Source organism: Streptomyces sp. NPDC050625 (assembly GCF_040654755.1).
Lineage (GTDB): Bacteria > Actinomycetota > Actinomycetes > Streptomycetales > Streptomycetaceae > Streptomyces.
In genome coordinates, this window is the sequence record NZ_JBFAIQ010000017.1 from 15,434 (window position 1) to 30,778 (window position 15,345).

The following is a 15,345-nucleotide window of genomic DNA, read 5'->3' on the forward strand; positions in this document are numbered from 1 at the left end:
GCCGGCCGCCGCCAGCAGCGCCACCACCGCCGACCCGAGGAGCACGGGCACATTGCCGATCCCGGCGGCCAGCGCGCCACCCGCCAGCGCTCCGACCGGCACCGTCCCGAGGAGCGCGGCCTGCACGAACCCGGCGACACGCCCCTGCATGGCGGCCGGTGTGGCCAGCTGCTGCAGGGTGGTCATGGAGATCGCCCAGACGGTGACGGCGAGCCCGTAGCAGGCCTGGTAGCACAGCAGCAGCGGAAATGCGGGGCCCAGCGCGGCCGCCGGGATCAGAAAGACCGCGCCGCCGGCCAGCAGCGCGCAGATCCTGGTGGCCGACCACAGCCCCGCCGTCCGGGCGAAGCGGCCGGCGACACCCACCCCCGCCAGCGTGGCCGCGCTGTGCACGGCGTACGAGATGCCCAACTGCCAGGCGGACAGGGCGAGATCGCGGGTCGCGTAGTACACGAGGAGCGCGCCCGCCGCACCGCTGCCGAGGTTGAGCCCGGCGCCCGCGAGGACCATCCGGCGCAGCTTCGGTTCGCCGCGCACCACCTCAAGTCCCGTGCGGAGCAGGGCGGTCGGCGACTGCGCGTCCCTCGGTTCGGCCGGGTCGTTCAGTGCCGCGGGCAGGGCCAGCAGGAACAGTGCCTCGACGGCGTAGGCCGCGCTGCCCGCCAGCAGCGCCGGGGCGGGTCCGAGGATCCCGACCAGCACACCGCCGAGCGCCGGGCCGCCGATCAGCCCGGCCGTACGGGCCCCGGTGAGCGCGGAGTTGGCGGCCAGCAGCCGGTCCGGTGCGACGACCCGGGGCAGCGCCGCCTGCAGGGCGACCGAGAGGGTGAAGGTCAGCGCGCCGGAGACGACGGCGACGCCGTACAGCTGTGGACGGCCGACTCCTCCCAGGGCGTTCGCGAGCGGGACCGAGCCCACGACCAGGGCCTGTGCGGCGGTGACCACGACGAGCAGCCGGCGCAGCCGCACCCGGTCGACGAGCACTCCGGCGAACGGGCTGAGCAGGGCCCCCGGCAGATAGGTCAGCGCGAGCACCGCGGCCGCCCCGAACGGCCCCGTGTCCAGATCGGTCACCGCGAGCAGCGCCACCGCGAGGGCGGTGACCTGGCGTCCGACGGAGCCGGCGATCTGCTCGCCGCACAGCAGCACGAAGGCCCGCTGCCGCCGCAACGGGAGCGGCCGGGCCTCGGCGGTTGCCGCGGCCACCCCTCAGATCCCCGTGCAGGGCACGGGCCAGCGGCTGATGCGCGGCGGCAGGGCCACCGCCCACCCGTCGGTGACCAGGGCCAGCCGCTCGGCGGCCAGCAGTCCCGCGGCCTCGCGCGGGCCGGGGTCCAGCTCGTGCAGGGGCGTGGGGTTCAGCAGGGTGTGGAAGGCGGAGAGCAGATCGGGGTGGTCGAGGGTGAGCCGTACGGCGGTGCCGGGCTCCCTGCGGTCCATGACGGCGACGAAGTCCGGGCCACGACGGTGGTAGAGCATCCCGTACGCATACCCCGCCCGCCACTCCTTCAACTCACCTTGCTCATCGGATACTTGAGCGGGCGGGGGCAGATGGCGCAGGAGCCCGATGTCGTACGGCGTCTCCCCGTCGGCCGCCGTCCAGCTCACCCGGAGTCCGAGGCTCTGGCACTCGCGCAGGAACTGGACCGCCAGCGCGGTGCGTTGGCCGCCGGCGCCCAGCCGGAGCGGCTCGGTCGCCTCGACCCGGCGGCCGGTGAGCCGGTGCGGGACGGCGGTGGGCAGCCCGGTCATCCGGCGACCCCCGCCCCGTCGGGGATGCGGACCGTCTCGTCCCAGGTGGGCAGGGAGACATAGGTCCGGCCGTCACGGAACAACAGGCCGAGGGCGAAGGCGTGTTGGAGCCATTCGCGCAGGACTTCGGGGCTGACGCGGTGGCCGTCCTCCGTCAGCAGCCGGTGCAGTGCGGACTCGGTGCGCCCGTCCTCCAGACGGCGCAGCGCGGCCGCCGCCCAGCCGGTGAAGCGGTGGGTGGCCGGCGGCCGGCCGTGGCGCCGGTCGTGCACGAGGAGGGCGGCCGGGTCCGCTCCCTCGCCCGTATCTCCCTCGGCCTCCTCCATATCTCCCTCGGCCTCCTCGAACAGCAGCCGCGAGGTGTGATGTCCGGCGCGCCACTGCGCCACGGCCCCCTTGAGCCGGTCCTCCGTCTCGCCCCCGATGCCCGCGTCCTCCGTGTCGAACAGGTAGACGAGGTCGGTCAGTTCGTCCTCGGGCAGGTCGTAGACGTGCTGGTACATCGCGGCCGGGCGCCGCTTGCCGAAGCCCAGGCCCGGGTCGGTGAAGTGCGGGCTGAACCGCTCCAGTTGGATGCGGTGGGCGCCGCTGGGCGGTTGCAGATGGACGAGTGCCGGGAGCTGGTCTACGACATGGGCGTAGTCCTCGGCGGTCTCGCCGGGGAAGCCGTACAGGAGGTTCCAGGAGCAGGTGAGCGCGTGGTTCTCGCACTCGCGGAGGGTGCGGATGTTGCGGGCGCCGCTCACACCCTTGTCCATGAGTTCGAGCACCCGGCTGCCGAGGCTCTCGATGCCGGGCTGGATGTGCACGGTGCCCGAGCGGCCGAGGAGGCGGAGCTGGTCGGGGGTGAGGTTGGACTTGACCTCGTAGTGCAGCCGCAGGTCCCAGCCGCTGTCGACGACGCGCGGGAGGAAGTCCCGGAAGTAGGCCATGTCGATGATGTTGTCGACGGTGACGATGTCGAGGATGCGGTGCCGTCGTACGAGGCGGTCGATCTCTTCCCACAGCCGCTCGCCCGGCTTGGCGCGGAAGGCCATGGACGAGCCGTTGAGCCCGCAGAAGGTGCAGTGGTGCTTCTCCCCCCACCAGCAGCCCCGGGCCCCCTCGACCACCAGCTTGGGGTGGACGTACTCCAGCACCGGCGAGGCCTCCAGGTCGGCCTGCCACTGGTCGTAGTCGGGCGAGGGTATGTCGGCGGGCACCACCGTGCGACGGGTCTCGGTGTTGGCCCGGGATATGTCTCCGTCCCACCAGCACAGGCCGGGGACGTCCACGGGCGGGGTGCCCGCGTCCACATGCCGCAGGAGCGCCGGTAAGGCGTACTCCCCCTCGCCGCGCACCACATGGTCCACGAACCGGTGGTTGCGGTGCAGGGCGTGGCCCATGGGGCCGTCGCAGTTGCTGCCGCCGAAGACGACGGTCAGCTCCGGGCGGCGGCGCTTGAGCTCCCGGGCCAGCGCCAGGGAGGACACGTTCTGCATGAACGTGGTGGTGAACCCGACGACGTCGGGCTCCGCCGCGAGCACCTCGGCGGCGCACTCGTCGATGAACCCGGCCGCGTAGGGGCGCATGTCGAGGGCGGTGTCGATGAAGACGTCCCGGTCGGCCGCGTAGGCGCGCAGCCGGGCCGAGCCCCAGTCGGGGTCGTCGTACAGGACGCCCGAGAACACCCAGTCGCCGAGGCCGTGGAAGATCGAGTCGCTGCCGACCGCCACATAGTCGCCCGGGCGCAGCCGCCCTCCGGAGTGCTCCAGGAGGAACTCGGCCCAGCGCAGGGAGCCGTGGAACTCGGTCACCTCGTCGGCCGGGCGGGCCTGCCGCACCAGTCGGTGCAGCAGGCCCACCTGCAGCGAGGGGAGGTCGATCGGATGCCAGGGCATCGTCACCAGGTGAACGCGCATACCGCCCCTTCGGTCAGCGGGTCGGCCGCTTCTCCAGGACCGCCGGCCGACGGCTGGTGCTCTGGTCCTCGCGGACCACGACCTTCTTGATCTCCATGTCCCTCACTCCCTCCGGTGTCCGAACACACGTACGTCGCAAGGCGTTTCACCATATGGACACATACGTGTGAGACACAAGGGCGTGGGGGGAGGGACGGTTCACAAGCGCGGGTCCACCGGCTCCGACTCCAGCGCCAGCACCCCGAACACGGCCTCGTGCACCCGCCACAGCGGCTCGCCCTCCGCCAGCCGGTCCAGGGCCTCCAGCCCCAGCGCGTACTCGCGGATCGCCAGCGACCGCTTGTGGTTGAGGAACCGCTTGCGCAGCCGGTCCAGGTTGTCCGGCCGGGTGTACTCGGGGCCGTAGATGATCCGCAGGTACTCGCGGCCCCGGCACTTGATGCCCGGCTGGACCAGACGGCCCTCGTCGCTGCGCACCACCGCGCCGACCGGCTTGACGACCATGCCCTCGCCGCCCCGGCCGGTCATCTCCAGCCACCAGTCGACACCGGCCCGCACCGACTCCGGGTCGCCGGTGTCGACGTACAGCCGCCGGGTGGTCTGCAGCAGCCCGGTCCCGTCGTGCTCGACGAGCCGGTCGATCAGCGCGAGCTGCTCGTCGTGCGGCAGCGCGGCCAGGCTGCGGCCCTGCACGGCCAGGATCTGGAACGGGGCGAGGCGCACCCCGTCCAGGCCGTCCGTGGTCCAGCAGTAGCGGCGGTACGCGTCCGTGAACGAGGCCGCGTCGGCGGCCCGCTCGCGCTGCCGGGAGAGCAGCCCGGTCACGTCCACACCACGTGCCGCCGCACCTTCCAGGGCGGCCAGCGCGCCCGGGAACACCGCGCCGGAGGCGGCGCCCACGGCCGCGTACTGCGAGCGCAGCAGCCCGGACGCCTTCAGCGACCACGGCATCAGCTCGGCGTCGAGCAGCAGCCAGTCCGTCTCGAGTTCGTCCCAGAGGCCCGCCTCCGTGATCGCCGAGCGGACGCGTCCGAGGATCTCCTCGGTCACGGCCTCGTCGTCGAAGAAGGGCCGTCCGGTGCGGGTGTAGAGCGACCCGGTCGGCCTTCCCCCACTCTCGGCTTCGCTCGAGCGGGAGGTGCCCCCAGCCCCGAACCGCTTGCGCGCCGCCTCGGCGTCCCGGCACACCAGGGCCACCGCCCGCGAGCCCATGTGCTTCTCCTCGCACACGACCCGGGCGACGCCGTCCTGCGCGTACTGCGCGAAGGCCTCCGCCGGGTGCTCCAGGTAGCCCTCGACATGGCTCGTGGCCGTCGGCGCCATGGTCGGCGGGAGGTACGGCAGCAGGCGCGGGTCGATCGCGAAGCGGCTCATGACCTCAAGGGCCGCCGCCGCGTTCTCCTCGCGGACCGCGACCCGGCCCGCGTGCCGTGTCTCCACGACCCGTCGGCCGTGCACGTCCGCCAGGTCCAGCGGCCGCCCGTCGTGCCCGCCGGGCGCCTCGCTGCGCAGCGGCCTGGCCGGCTCGTACCAGACCCGCTCGGCCGGTACGTCGACCAGCTGCCGCTCCGGCCAGCGCAGCGCGGTGAGCTTGCCGCCGAAGACGGCGCCGGTGTCCAGGCAGATGGTGTTGTTGAGCCATGTGGCCTCCGGCACCGGGGTGTGGCCGTAGACCACGGCCGCCCGGCCCCGGTAGTCCTCGGCCCACGGGTAGCGCACCGGCAGCCCGAACTCGTCCGTCTCCCCCGTGGTGTCGCCGTACAGGGCGTGCGAGCGGACCCGGCCGGACGTCCGCCCGTGGTACCGCTCCGGCAGACCCGCGTGGCAGACGACGAGCCGGCCGCCGTCGAGGACGTAGTGGCTGACGAGGCCGTCGAGGAACTCCCGGACCTGTGCCTTGAACTCCTCGCTCTCGCCCTCCATCTGCTCGATGGTCTCGGCGAGCCCGTGGGTGTGCTGCACCTTGCGGCCCTTGAGGTAACGGCCGTACTTGTTCTCGTGGTTGCCGGGCACGCACAGCGCGTTGCCCGACGCGACCATGGACATCACCCGGCGCAGCACGCCGGGGGTGTCCGGGCCGCGGTCGACGAGGTCGCCGACGAACACGGCCGTACGGCCCTCGGGGTGCACGCCCTCGCTGTAGCCCAACTTGACGAGCAGCGACTCCAGTTCGGAAGCGCAGCCGTGGATGTCGCCGATGATGTCGAAGGGGCCGGTGAGGTGGGTCAGGTCGTTGAAGCGCCTCTCGGTGACGACGGTGGCGCCGTCGGCCTCCTCGACCCCGCGCAGGATGTGCACCTTGCGGAAGCCCTCGCGCTCCAAGTGCCTGATGGAACGCCGGAGTTCGCGGATGTGCCGCTGGATCACCCGGCGCGGCATGTCCGCCCGGTCGGTGCGGGCCGCGTTGCGCTCGGCGCACACCTCCTCGGGGACGTCGAGCACGATGGCGATGGGCAGCACGTCGTACTTCCTCGCCAGTTCGATCAGCTGGCGCCGGCTGTCCTGCTGCACGCTGGTGGCGTCGACGACGGTACGGCGGCCGGCGGCCAGCCGCTTGCCGGCGATGTAGTGCAGGACGTCGAAGGCGTCCCTCGTCGCGCTCTGGTCGTTCTCGTCGTCGGAGACCAGACCGCGGCAGAAGTCCGAGGAGATGATCTCGGTGGGCTTGAAGTGCCGGTGGGCGAAGGTGGACTTGCCCGAGCCGGAGGCGCCGACGAGCACCACGAGGGAGAGGTCGGTGACGGGGAGCACCCGCCCCTTGCGTGTCTCTGTCATGCCGCCTTCGCCTCCTTCTCGTTCGTGGTCCTGATGCTGAACACGGCCATCTGCGTGGGCGGGCCCACCTCGGGGTCGTCGGGCCCGACGGGCCGGAACTCCACGTCGTAGCCGTGCCGTTCGGCCACCGTCCCGGCCCAGGTGCGGAACTCCTCGCGGGTCCACTCGAAGCGGTGGTCGCCGTGCCGGACGTGCCCGGCCGGCAGGGACTCCCAGCGGACGTTGTACTCGACGTTCGGGGTCGTCACGAGGACCGTGCGCGGCCGGGCCGCGCCGAACACCGCGTACTCCAGGGCGGGCAGCCGGGGCAGGTCGAGGTGCTCGATGACCTCGCTGAGCACGGCGGCGTCGTAGCCCTTGAGCCGACGGTCGGTGTAGGCGAGCGAACCCTGCTGGAGCGTGACGCGCGAGGCCTGCCGCTCTCCCATCCGGTCCAGCTTCAGCCGCCGTCCGGCGATGGTGAGGGCCCGCATCGACACGTCGACGCCGACGATCTCGGTGAACCGGGGGTCCTTGAGCAGCGCCTGCACCAACTGGCCCTGTCCGCACCCGAGGTCGAGGACCCGGGCAGCACCCGACTCGCCGAGCGCGGCGATGATCGCGTCCCGGCGCTGCACGGCGAGCGGGGTCGGCTTCTCCTCCGTCTCGCTGTCCTCCTCGACGGCGTTGTCGATCTCCTCGACCTCGCTGTCGTCCGCCTCCGCAAGGCGTACCAGCTCCAGGCGCTGCATCGCCTGCCGGGTGAGCGACCAGCGGCGGGAGAGATAGCGGCTGGTGATGAGCTTCTGCTCGGGGTGGCCGGGCAGCCAGCCCTCCCCGGCCCGCAGCAGCTTGTCGACCTCGTCGGAGGCGACCCAGTAGTGCTTGGCGTCGTCGAGGACCGGCAGCAGCACATACAGGTGCCGCAGCGCCTCGGCGAGGGTCAGCGCCTGCGACTCCAGGACGAGCCGCACATAGCGCGAGTCGCCCCACTCCGGGAACGCGGTGTCCAGGGCCACCGGCTCGACACTCACCGCCCAGCCGAGCGGCTCGAAGAGGCGTCGTACGAGGTCGGGGCCGCCGCGGGCGGGCAGCGCGGGCACCTCGACGCGCAGCGGCAGCGGCTGCGTGGCGCGCTCCGGGCGGGCGGTGCACACGCCCCGCATCGCGCTGGAGAAGACACTGCTCAGTGCCACGGCGAGCAGCGAGGAGGCGGCGTACGGGCGGTCGTTCACATACTGCGCGAGCGCCGCGTCGGGCGCTCCGCCCCGGCCCTTGCCCTTGCCCCGCCGCACCAGCGCCACGGCATCCACCTCCAGCAGGAGCGCCGCCGTGCAGCGCTCGGCGTCCGCCTCTGGGTAGAGGACGTGCGCCGTGCCGTAGGAGGTGGAGAACGCCTGCGCCTTCTCGGGATGCTTGTGCAGCAGAAAGCCGAGGTCGGTGGCGGGGCGCTCCGGGGTGCCGGTGGTGCCGATGGTCAGGAACATGCCCTGAGTCTCCCCGGCCAGGGCGCCGGTGACCAGCGGTTTTCATAGGGTGGCGGACCGACGACCGACAGTCGTGATGCCCTCGACGGCCGGTCGTCGCACGCCCGCGTCCGCTACTGCTACGACTCCTGCGACTCCTACGAGTCCTGCGCCAGCTGCGACTGGACCTGGGACGAGATCAGCTCCAGGTGGTCCAGGTCCGTGAGGTCGAGGACCTGGAGGTAGATGCGCTGCGAGCCGATCGCGGCGTACCGGCCGATCTTGTCGACCACCTCGGCCGGGGAGCCGGCCAGGCCGTTGGTCCTCAGCTCGTCGACCTCGCGGCCGATCGCGGCGGCCCGGCGGGCGACCTCCCGGTCGTCGCGGCCGACGCAGACGACGAGGGCGTTGGAGTAGGTCAGGTCGTCGGCCCTGCGCCCCTCGGCCTCCGCCGCGGCGCGCACCCGCCCGAACTGCCGCTCGCTGTCCTCGATCGAGGCGAACGGCATGTTGAACTCGTCCGCGTACTGCGCGGCCAGCCGCGGGGTGCGGGCGGCGCCGTGGCCGCCGATCAGGACCGGGATCTTGGCCTGGGCGGGCTTGGGCAGCGCAGGCGACTCGGTGAGGTCGTAGTGGGTGCCGTGGAAGTCGAAGCTCTTGCCGGCCTCGGTCGCCCACAGGCCGGTGACGATCGCCAGCTGCTCCTCCAGGCGGGCGAACTTGTCCTTCGGGAAGGGGATGCCGTACGCCTTGTGCTCCTCCTCGAACCAGCCCGCTCCCAGGCCGAGTTCGACCCGGCCGCCGGACATCTGGTCGACCTGGGCCACCTGGATGGCGAGCACACCGGGCAGCCGGAAGGTGGCGGCGGTCATCAGGGTGCCGAGTCGGATCCGCTTGGTCTCACGGGCCAGACCGGCCAGCGTGATCCAGGCGTCGGTGGGTCCCGGGAGGCCGTCCACGTCGCCCATCCGGAGGTAGTGGTCCGACCGGAAGAAGGCATCGAACCCGAGGTCCTCGGTGGCCTTCGCCACGGCGAGCAAGGTGTCGTAGGTCGCCCCTTGCTGGGGCTCGGTGAAGATTCGAAGGTCCATACATCCATCCTGCACGCCGGCGGCCCCGCCAACCCCATCGGCACCACGTGCCCCTTGCCGGGTGGGCGAGGCCGCCGCCCTCAACCCGGCTCCTTCTCCGGTAGTGCCTCCTCGCGCGCCGCCAGCTTTCGCAGCATCTCCCGGACGCGGTCCCGGGACTCGTCCGCGGCGTCGATCGCCTCCATGCACTGCCAGTACCTCGCCTGGTCGTCCGCCGAGCTGGCCATGCCGACGAGGGCGATGCCGACCTCGGCGAGGAGGCCGCCCAGGCCGAGAAGGGTCTCGCGGGCGTCGTCCAGTTCGGTGAGCTGGGCGGCGCGCAGGTCGCCCGGGTCGAGCTGCGGTGCGTCCAGGACGCCGCAGCCGCGGCCCGCCAGTTCGGTCAGGCCCAGTGCCTCGCCCCGTAGTTCGGGTGGGCCGGAGACGGCCAGGCGGCTGCCGATCGCCTGGGCCAGGGCCTGGGCCTGCCACACCTCCGCCAGGATCTGAGGAGCGTCGCCGCTGCCCGCCAGGGCGCTTCTGCTCGTCACGATGAGTCGCATCGCTTCCATGGGCCGTCCCCGTCCGCCCGACGTGCTCGCGCACGCCTCCGCCCGAACTCCCTTGTTCACTACCCAGAGTGAGGGGCGCTGAGACGGAAAGCCAGAGGAAGACGGAAATCTGTGGACAACAATTCGGATTCGGACGACATTTTGACTCCGGAGAGTGATTTCGGAATCAAGGATTCCCTACGCGTCGCCCTCCCCCGGCACCGGGAACCTCCGCTCGTTCCGGTCGATCTTGGCGTCCAGGGCGGCCAGCGGTTCGATGCCGAGCACCTCGCACAGCTGAAGGAGGTAGGCGAGCACGTCGGCCACCTCGTCCGTGACGCGGTGCGCGGTGTCGGGGTCGTCCATGACCCGCGCGGACTCCTCGGGCGTCAACCACTGGAAGATCTCGACCAGTTCGGACGCCTCCACGCTGAGGGCGGCCGCGAGGTTCTTGGGGGTGTGGTACGGCTGCCAGTTCCGCGCGGCCGCGAACTCGGCCAGCCGGCGCTGCAGTTTCGCCACGTCCAGGTGTTCCGTCACGGGTTCAGGTGTACCACCGTGACTCCTTCGGTCTCCGCGGCCCAGGAGGCGTCGCTCACCGCGCCCACCAGGCGGATGTGCCCGAGCCCGCACATCCGGGTGGCGAGCCGCAGCAGTTCCGTGCGCTGACGGCCGTCCAGCGCGCGGTCGAAGCCGTCGGCGAGGACGGTGAGGGCCCGCATGGCGTCGGGGACCTCGCCGGGTGTGTCGACGTCCAGCACGCCCGGGCCGGTGAGCAGCACCAAGGCCAGCGCGAGATATCTCAGCTCACCGTCCCCGAGCCGGCCGAGGTCGGTCCGGATCCCGTCGCCGCGGTCGAGCAGCGCCCGTACCGTGCCGTCGCCCTGCGGTTCGGCGGCCAGGTCGGCCACGGGCCCGGCGCATCCGGCGTGCACCGCGGCGACGAGCCGGGCGTGCCGGCGCGCGCATTCGGCGCGGGTGCGCCACAGCACCTCGGCGAGGTTGTCGCAGCCGGGCAGAAGGCGTCCGGAGCCCAGCGGGACGGCCTCGCGCATCCGGTCGGGACGTGGGTCGCAGGCGAAGACCGAGCGCAGGGCGACCACCGTCTGTTCGGCCGCGGCGAGCACCTGGCGCTGGCCGTCGGTCTTGCCGGCCACGCGCAGCGGGAGGAGAGCGGTGCCGAGGCGGTCGTCGGGGAGCGGGGCGCGTGTCACCGGTGAGGCTCCCGCGGTGTGCCAGGCGGCCTGTACGGCGGGGCGGCCCGGGTCGCGCAGGGCCGTCTCCAGGAGGACGAGTCCGCCCGCGGTCAGCCGCTCGCCGACGATGCGCAGTTCGGGCTCCGCCTGTACGGCGACGTCGAGCCGGACCGGACCCTCGGGACCGTCCGTCGTACAGCCGATGCGGAAGCCGCGCCGGCGCTGCAGGTCGGGCCGGGCGCGCTCGGGCACACAGGCCGCCGGATCCGGGAACACCGCGGCGAGCGGCGCGCCGCCGCCGAGCCGGGCGAGCGCCTCGTACGCCCGCAGCGCACTCGTCTTGCCGCACCCGCTGAGCCCGGCGAACAGCGTGAACGCCCCGACGGGAAGCCCGGCGCCCCGATGCCCCGCGAACGCGGACAGCCGCAGCTCGGTGACCCGTGGCCGCGCCCATCTGTCCCGACGGGCCGGGCCGTCGAGGACCGCCGGCGCGGACGGTGGCTGCGGTGGGGCGGGGGCCTGCTCCCGTTTCGGGCCGGGTGGGGTGGGCCCGGGTGCTCGGTCCGGAGGGACGGGTGTGGGGGGTGCGGTCATATCCGGACCGTAGGGGGCCCGGTGGAAGGGGAACCGTTCCGGCTTCGGGACCTTCCTACGAACGGGGGACCGGCCTCAGGTGCCGGAGAACCCGGCGCCCTCCATGAGCCCGCTGACCTCGGTCCCGGGCGGGGTGAGCAGGAACACGTTCCGGTCCACGCGGTGCATTCCGCTGCCCAGGCCGAAGACGACACCGGTGCTGAAGTCGAGGACGCGCTTGGCCACCTCGCTCTCCGCGCTGGAGAGGTCGAGCAGGACCGGCACGCCCGCCATGAGCGTCTCGGCCACCTCGCGGGCGTCCGCGAACACATTGACCCGCAGGACGACGAACCGCCGCCGGGTCTCGGTCTCCGAGTCCGGTAGGGAGCGGTGGCTCACCGCGGACGGCCAGGCGTCGCGCCCCCGGAGCGGCACGACCTGCGCGAGCCCTTCCCACTGTTCATCGGTGACGTCGTAACGGCTCACCGGATCCCCCCGAACTGACTCGCACTCCATGCCTGCACCTGCCAATTCTTACGCCAAGTCACCCGTTCGGCCCAACAGCGACACGAAGCGCGACCCGACCGACGGAGTCCTGCCTTCCGTGAACGTCCTGCGACACTTGTGCGAAATAGCCCGCTTCTTACCGCCCTCACACCGGACTCTTCACCTCCTGCGATCCCCCGCTCACCGGCCGCGATTACGGTCCGATGTCGTGCACTTGGCAGAAAAACGGCTGGTGACACCCGGCAGGCGGACGCAGTCGGCGGTGTCCGCCGCACCGGGGCTCCCGGCACAGTGGCATCGCGTCCTGACCCTCCTCGCCGACGTGAGCCTGTTCATCGGGACCCGTGCGGTGTGGACACAGGCGGCGACCCACCGTCTCGTCCTCGCGGCGGTCATCTCCGTCTGCTACGCCTCGATCCTGGTGACCGGCGTGCTGGCCCTGACGGTCCGCCGCGCCCGCTCGCTGGCGCGTCTGGACCTGGTGGTCCTGGTGACCGCGATCGCGCTCACTCTGTGCGGCTGGGCGCTGAACCACAGCGGCGGCGACGAGGCGGTCCTCACCACCCAGGCCGCCAAGGAACTGGTCGCCGGGCACACCGTCTACGGACAGCCCTGGCCCTGGCTCTTCAGCGGCAAGGGCGTCGCCATCACGCCGACGATAAACGGCGGGTACGACTTCACGTACGGCTATCCCCCGCTGGCCCCGCTGCTGGCCGCCCCGCTGCTGTGGCTGGGGCACGGGGGCGCGGCCGCGACGGCGGTCGGCACCGGCGCGCTGGTCGTCGGCGCGGTCGTGATGTGGCGGATGCTGCCGGTGCCGTGGCGGTCGGCGGCCACGATGGCCTGTCTGGGCTTCGGGTTCCTGCCGTCGTACGCCCGGCTCGGCTATCCGGCGATCCTCGCCTTGGCCCTGCTGGTGCCGGTGGTGGTGCGCTGGCCGCGGATCGGGAGGGGCGGGCGGCTCGGTGCCGGCGGGATCGCGCGGGCCGTGTGTCTGGGGGCCGCGTGCGCGGCGCAGCAACTTCCCTGGTTCGTGGCGCCGTTCCTGCTGGCCGGGATCTACGCGGTGCGCCGCGGCGAGCTGGGCGGGCGCGCGGCGGGGCTGGTGGTCCTGCGGGTGGTGGGGATCGCCGTCACGGTGTGGCTGCTGATCAACACGTACTTCATCGTCTCCGAGCCCGGCCCGTGGCTGGCGGGGATCGCCCTGCCGCTGACGCAGGGCGCGGTGCTGCACGGCCAGGGCCTGGTAGGCATCTCGCTGTACTTCACCAACGGCAGTGACCGGCTCGACTGGTACTCGCACGCGAGCATGCTCCTCGCGGCGGCCCTGCTCGCGCTGTTCGTGCTGTTCGTACGGCGGCTGGGCCCGGCGGCGACCGTGCTGCCCTGGCTGGCCTTCTATCTGGCGACGCGTTCCCAGGACGGCTACTACCTGATGATGACCCCGCTGTGGCTGGCGGCGGCGGTCACCGCGCCCCTCGCGGAGTTCGAGAACGCCTGGCAGCCGCGCCCGGGGCCGCTGACCGGCCCCCGGCGCCGCTCTGCCCTGACCGCGGCGATCGCCCTGCTGGTCACCCCGGCCCTGGTGTGCGCGGCGCTGGCGGTGTCGGGCAGGCCGCCGCTCAGGATGGAGGTCGCCTCGGTGCGCCGGGCCTCGGCGAACGCGATCTCGGCGCTGACCGTGCGGGTGGTCAACACGGGCGACGCCGCGCTCACCCCGCACTACACGCTCACCACAGGCCAGGGCATGAACAAGTACTGGTCGCTCGCGCGAGGCCCGGCCACGATTCCCGCCCACGGCACGGCGAACGTGGAACTCCGGCCGCCCAAGGGCAGGTTCCCGCTCCCGAAACCGAGCGTCCGCATCCGGCTGCGCGCCTTCACGGCGTCCCCGCAGACGCTGTCCAGCCAGGACATACGACTACGCAAGAGCACCACCAAAGCAGGCTGACCGGACGACCCCGCGCGCATGAACCGCAGCGCGGCGGTCACCGGTCGCCAGGCCGCGGATCACCCCCAGCGATTCCGCCCACATCGATCCGCGGCCGACTGACCCCACACACGGCAAACCGACCCACGACAGGCACCACGCCGCCACCCCACAACCCGGCACCGACACACCCCCACGGCGTCCCCAGGACGCCGACCAACCACCGGACCGATCAAGCCCCCACGCGCGTGAACCGCAACGCGGCCGTCACCGTCGCCAAGCCGCGGATCACCCCCACCGATTCCGCCCACATCGATCCGCGGCCGACTGACCCCACACACGGCAAACCGACCCACGACAGGCACCACGCCGCCACCCCACAACCCGGCACCGACACACCCCCACGGCGTCCCCAGGACGCCGACCAACCACCGGACCGATCAAGCCCCCACGCGCGTGAACCGCAACGCGGCCGTCACCGTCGCCAAGCCGCGGATCATCCCCAGTTGGTTCCAGGTCATGCCGAACTCGGCGCGGTCCACGGTGAACTCGGTCTCCAGTGTGAGCGCGCCGGCGGTCGCCGCGGTCACGCGTGCGGTGAGGGACTGCGGGCGGCTGATGCCGCGGACGGTGAGCTGGCCGTTGACGTGTGCCGTGGCGCCGTCGCGCAGCTCGGCGCCGCGGACGGCGAAGGTGATCTCCGGGTGGTGGTCGGTGTCGAAGAAGTCGGCCGAGCGCAGATGGGTGTCGCGCTTGGCGAGCTTGGTGTCGAGCGAGGCCACGTCCAAGGTCACGGTGCCCGTGGCGGACCCGTCGGGCCGGACCTCGCCCTGACCGGCGACGGCGGCGAAGGTGCCCTTCACGGTCACCAGGCCCCAGAAGGTCTTGTGGCTCAGGGCCACGGCGGTGGCGGTCGGGTCGAGCTGCCAGACACCTGTTTCCACGGCGACGGTCATGGTCGTACTCCCAAGTGATGCATCCGAGTGGCGATGCGTCCGAGTGGTTCAAATTTGGATGACTGCACGCTAGCCCATCATCCAAATTTGGACAACAGGTAGACTCGAACCCATGGCCGCCCCCGACGAGCACCCCACCGACCAGCCCGAATGCTGTGCCCGGGAGGGCAGTGGACTGCTCCCCGGAGAGCTGCGCGCCTGGATGCTCCTGCTGGCCGCGACCGGGGCGGTGGAGCAGCGGCTGCGCTCCGCGGTGAAGGAGAACCTCGACGTCTCCCACGACGAGTTCCTCATCCTGTGCCTGCTGGCCGAGCACCCCCGGGACGGCCTGCGCATGACCCGGATCGCCGACCTCCTGGGCCGCCCGAAGACCCGGCTCACCTACCAGATCGCCTGCCTCCAGCACGCCGGCCTGGTCACCCGCCAGACCGTCTGCGGCGACAAGCGGGGCGTCCAGGTCACCCTCACCGAGAAGGCCCGGCGGCTGCTGAAGGAAAGCTCCGCACTGCTCGCCGCGACGGTCAAGGAAGCGCTCGCCGAGTTCGTCGGACCGGAGCAGCGCGACGCGGTGAGCGGACTGCTGCCCGGACTCGCCGACGGGACCTGCTGACGACCCCGCGAACAACCCCTGCTGACGGTACGAAAGCGGGCGTACAGCACCGGAGAGGCACAGGTCACAACCACGAGGA

Annotated in this window: 12 protein-coding genes and 1 pseudogene; 2 read left to right on the forward strand and 11 right to left on the reverse strand. The window is 72.3% G+C overall.

Going from position 1 to position 15,345, the window contains the following annotated elements:
- Window positions 1-15: 15 nt before the first annotated feature.
- The 10 genes and pseudogenes from AB0I54_RS30135 to AB0I54_RS30180 all read right to left on the reverse strand — a co-directional run.
- Window positions 16-1,206, reverse strand: a pseudogene (locus AB0I54_RS30135) (MFS transporter); the annotation flags it as partial.
- Window positions 1,207-1,209: 3 nt separating this feature from the next.
- Window positions 1,210-1,752 (reverse strand): DUF5825 family protein, encoded by a 543-nt coding sequence (locus tag AB0I54_RS30140; protein ID WP_363299353.1) that lies wholly within the window; start codon window positions 1,750-1,752, stop codon window positions 1,210-1,212.
- Complete coding sequence (locus AB0I54_RS30145; protein ID WP_363299355.1) at window positions 1,749-3,653, reverse strand: RiPP maturation radical SAM C-methyltransferase; 1,905 nt, start codon at window positions 3,651-3,653, stop codon at window positions 1,749-1,751. The genes AB0I54_RS30140 and AB0I54_RS30145 overlap by 4 nt, the downstream gene beginning before the upstream one ends.
- Window positions 3,654-3,851: 198 nt before the next feature.
- Entirely contained in the window at window positions 3,852-6,428 is a 2,577-nt protein-coding gene (locus AB0I54_RS30150) for a polynucleotide kinase-phosphatase (protein WP_363299356.1), read from the reverse strand.
- Window positions 6,425-7,894: a 3' terminal RNA ribose 2'-O-methyltransferase Hen1 gene (locus AB0I54_RS30155; protein WP_363299357.1), complete on the reverse strand. Its 1,470-nt coding sequence runs from the start codon at window positions 7,892-7,894 to the stop codon at window positions 6,425-6,427. The genes AB0I54_RS30150 and AB0I54_RS30155 overlap by 4 nt, the downstream gene beginning before the upstream one ends.
- A gap of 137 nt (window positions 7,895-8,031) precedes the next feature.
- Window positions 8,032-8,964 (reverse strand): LLM class F420-dependent oxidoreductase, encoded by a 933-nt coding sequence (locus AB0I54_RS30160; protein WP_363299358.1) that lies wholly within the window; start codon window positions 8,962-8,964, stop codon window positions 8,032-8,034.
- Window positions 8,965-9,044: 80 nt separating this feature from the next.
- Complete coding sequence (locus AB0I54_RS30165; RefSeq protein WP_363299359.1) at window positions 9,045-9,515, reverse strand: DUF6099 family protein; 471 nt, start codon at window positions 9,513-9,515, stop codon at window positions 9,045-9,047.
- A gap of 177 nt (window positions 9,516-9,692) precedes the next feature.
- Window positions 9,693-10,034, reverse strand: a complete 342-nt coding sequence (locus tag AB0I54_RS30170; RefSeq protein WP_363299360.1) for a nucleotide pyrophosphohydrolase — start codon at window positions 10,032-10,034, stop codon at window positions 9,693-9,695.
- Entirely contained in the window at window positions 10,031-11,284 is a 1,254-nt protein-coding gene (locus tag AB0I54_RS30175) for an ATP-binding protein (protein ID WP_363299361.1), read from the reverse strand. Before AB0I54_RS30175 ends, AB0I54_RS30170 begins: the two co-directional genes overlap by 4 nt.
- Window positions 11,285-11,359: 75 nt before the next feature.
- Window positions 11,360-11,779: a cell division protein SepF gene (locus tag AB0I54_RS30180; protein WP_363299362.1), complete on the reverse strand. Its 420-nt coding sequence runs from the start codon at window positions 11,777-11,779 to the stop codon at window positions 11,360-11,362.
- 253 nt (window positions 11,780-12,032) lie between these two features.
- Here AB0I54_RS30180 and AB0I54_RS30185 point away from each other — a divergent pair, with 253 nt between their 5' ends.
- Window positions 12,033-13,721, forward strand: a complete 1,689-nt coding sequence (locus tag AB0I54_RS30185) for a hypothetical protein (protein ID WP_363299498.1) — start codon at window positions 12,033-12,035, stop codon at window positions 13,719-13,721.
- A 419-nt stretch (window positions 13,722-14,140) separates the two neighbouring features.
- Here the strand turns inward: AB0I54_RS30185 and AB0I54_RS30190 are convergent, their stop codons facing one another.
- Window positions 14,141-14,656, reverse strand: coding sequence for a YceI family protein (locus tag AB0I54_RS30190; RefSeq protein ID WP_363299363.1), 516 nt, complete (start codon window positions 14,654-14,656; stop codon window positions 14,141-14,143).
- Window positions 14,657-14,768: 112 nt separating this feature from the next.
- Here AB0I54_RS30190 and AB0I54_RS30195 point away from each other — a divergent pair, with 112 nt between their 5' ends.
- A complete protein-coding gene (locus AB0I54_RS30195) occupies window positions 14,769-15,266 on the forward strand; it encodes a MarR family transcriptional regulator (RefSeq protein WP_363299364.1) in 498 nt (165 codons plus the stop codon).
- The last annotated feature ends 79 nt before the right edge of the window (window positions 15,267-15,345 follow it).

Excerpts from the sequence above, each read along its gene's own strand:
- AB0I54_RS30140 (WP_363299353.1), bottom strand. The coding sequence starts at position 1,752 with ATGACCGGGCTGCCCACCGCCGTCCCGCACCGGCTCACCGGCCGCCGG.
- AB0I54_RS30145 (WP_363299355.1), bottom strand. The coding sequence starts at position 3,653 with ATGCGCGTTCACCTGGTGACGATGCCCTGGCATCCGATCGACCTCCCC.
- AB0I54_RS30150 (WP_363299356.1), bottom strand. The coding sequence starts at position 6,428 with ATGACAGAGACACGCAAGGGGCGGGTGCTCCCCGTCACCGACCTCTCC.
- AB0I54_RS30155 (WP_363299357.1), bottom strand. The coding sequence starts at position 7,894 with ATGTTCCTGACCATCGGCACCACCGGCACCCCGGAGCGCCCCGCCACC.
- AB0I54_RS30160 (WP_363299358.1), bottom strand. The coding sequence starts at position 8,964 with ATGGACCTTCGAATCTTCACCGAGCCCCAGCAAGGGGCGACCTACGAC.
- AB0I54_RS30165 (WP_363299359.1), bottom strand. The coding sequence starts at position 9,515 with ATGGAAGCGATGCGACTCATCGTGACGAGCAGAAGCGCCCTGGCGGGC.
- AB0I54_RS30175 (WP_363299361.1), bottom strand. The coding sequence starts at position 11,284 with ATGACCGCACCCCCCACACCCGTCCCTCCGGACCGAGCACCCGGGCCC.
- AB0I54_RS30180 (WP_363299362.1), bottom strand. The coding sequence starts at position 11,779 with ATGGAGTGCGAGTCAGTTCGGGGGGATCCGGTGAGCCGTTACGACGTC.
- AB0I54_RS30190 (WP_363299363.1), bottom strand. The coding sequence starts at position 14,656 with ATGACCGTCGCCGTGGAAACAGGTGTCTGGCAGCTCGACCCGACCGCC.
- AB0I54_RS30195 (WP_363299364.1), top strand. The coding sequence starts at position 14,769 with ATGGCCGCCCCCGACGAGCACCCCACCGACCAGCCCGAATGCTGTGCC.